Source organism: Pseudokineococcus marinus (assembly GCF_013004605.1).
GTDB lineage: Bacteria > Actinomycetota > Actinomycetes > Actinomycetales > Quadrisphaeraceae > Pseudokineococcus > Pseudokineococcus marinus.
In genome coordinates this window covers 1-1,492 of record NZ_JABEMA010000500.1, presented here as the reverse complement: position 1 = coordinate 1,492, position 1,492 = coordinate 1, and the positions used below count along the sequence as shown (strand labels likewise).

The 1,492-nt window shown below is 78.4% G+C and carries 3 protein-coding genes; 1 reads left to right on the top strand and 2 read right to left on the bottom strand.

The features are described from left to right. Window positions 1-109: 109 nt before the first annotated feature. Complete coding sequence (locus tag HLB09_RS17005; RefSeq protein WP_171204470.1) at window positions 110-421, bottom strand: MTH1187 family thiamine-binding protein; 312 nt, start codon at window positions 419-421, stop codon at window positions 110-112. A gap of 99 nt (window positions 422-520) precedes the next feature. Here HLB09_RS17005 and mce point away from each other — a divergent pair, with 99 nt between their 5' ends. Further along, complete coding sequence (gene mce / locus HLB09_RS17000) at window positions 521-1,015, top strand: methylmalonyl-CoA epimerase (protein ID WP_171204469.1); 495 nt, start codon at window positions 521-523, stop codon at window positions 1,013-1,015. Between the two features lie 110 nt (window positions 1,016-1,125). On the opposite strand, the gene HLB09_RS16995 is transcribed toward mce, so the two are convergent. Continuing rightward, a partial coding sequence (locus tag HLB09_RS16995) for an AAA family ATPase (protein ID WP_212771303.1) occupies window positions 1,126-1,492 on the bottom strand: 367 nt, incomplete at its 5' end.

Here is a 1,492-nt window from a genome sequence, read left to right as displayed (position 1 = left end):
GGTGGTCGCGGGCGGGCGCGTCGTGGCCCGGGTGCGCCGCGCCCGCCCGGAGGACGGCACCGGCGTCAGGGCACGACGGGCGGTGCGGCTCGCGCCGCGGTCGACGGCCTCAGCCGCGGTCGGGGTCCGTGCGGGCGAGCGCCGCCTCGAGGCGGTCGACCTTGCCCTGCATCTCCCCCGTGCGACCGGGACGGACGTCGGCCTTGAGCACGAGGGACACGCGGTCCCCGTGGCGCCCGACGGCCTCGGTGGCGCGGCGGACGACGTCCATGACCTCGTCCCACTCGCCCTCGACGGTGGTGAACATGCTGTCGGTGCGGTGCGGCAGGCCGCTCTCGCGCACGACGCGCACGGCGTCCGCGACCGCCTCCGCGAGGGAGTCACCGGACCCGGAGGGCGCGACGGAGAAGGCGACCAGCACGACCCCAGGGTAGACGCCGGGACGCCGTGCTCGTGACACGACCGTGACCTCCGGCGTCCCGCCGGGTCGCCCCCCGCCGCTCGCCCTAGGTTGCCGGGCATGAGCACGAGCACGCCGGACAGCGGGCAGGGGGCTCTCGGAGGGCTCCTCGACGAGCAGGGGCGCGCGCTCCTGCTCGGCGTCGACCACGTCGGGATCGCGGTCCCCGACCTCGACGCCGCCGTGGCCTTCCACCGCGACGTCCTCGGCCTGCGCCTCGAGCACGAGGAGGAGAACGCCGAGCAGGGCGTCCGCGAGGCCATGCTCGTGTCGGGCGACGGCGGGCCGGGCGCCGCGCGCGTCCAGCTGCTCGCCCCGTTCTCCCCCGCCTCGACGATCGCCCGCTTCCTCGACCGGCGCGGCCCCGGCCTGCAGCAGCTCGCCTACCGGGTGCGCGACGTCGAGGCCGCCGCCGCCGTGCTGCGGGCCCGCGGCCTCCGGCTGCTCTACGACGAGGCCCGGCGGGGCACCGCGGGCAGCCGGGTCAACTTCGTGCACCCGGCCGACGCCGGCGGCGTGCTCGTCGAGCTCGTGGAACCCGCACCGCGGGTCTGAGGCCGCGGGCGCGGGCGACGCGCCTGCGGCCCTCCTCCCCGACACTCAGCGGTGACGTCGGCCCAGCGGTGGTGGGCTCAGCGCGACGGCGGCTCAGCGGGGACGGCGGCTCAGCGGGGACGGCGCACCGCGCGGCGGTCCCAGCAGGGGCGGTGCCAGTGGCGTCGGTCGGCGAGCGCGGCCTCCGCGCCCAGGAGCCCGTCGGCGGGCCAGGCGACGACGTGGGGGCTCGACCCGGGCACCAGCTGGTCGCAGCCGGGGCAGCGGTAGCTGCGCTCGGCGCCCCCGCCCGTGACGACCTGGACGACCCACTCGCCGTCGGGGTGGTCCTCCACCCGGCGCAGGCCGCCGCCGGTGCGGATGCGGTGGACCCACTGCGCGACGGTGCGGGAGGCGATGCCCGACTCGGTGGACAGGTTCTGCGCCGCGACGGCGGCGGTGGCGGCGCCGGCGACGACCAGTCCCTCGGCCTCCCAG

Bases quoted from the DNA above. Each gene is read 5' to 3' on its own strand.
- mce (WP_171204469.1), top strand. From the start codon at position 521: ATGAGCACGAGCACGCCGGACAGCGGGCAGGGGGCTCTCGGAGGGCTC.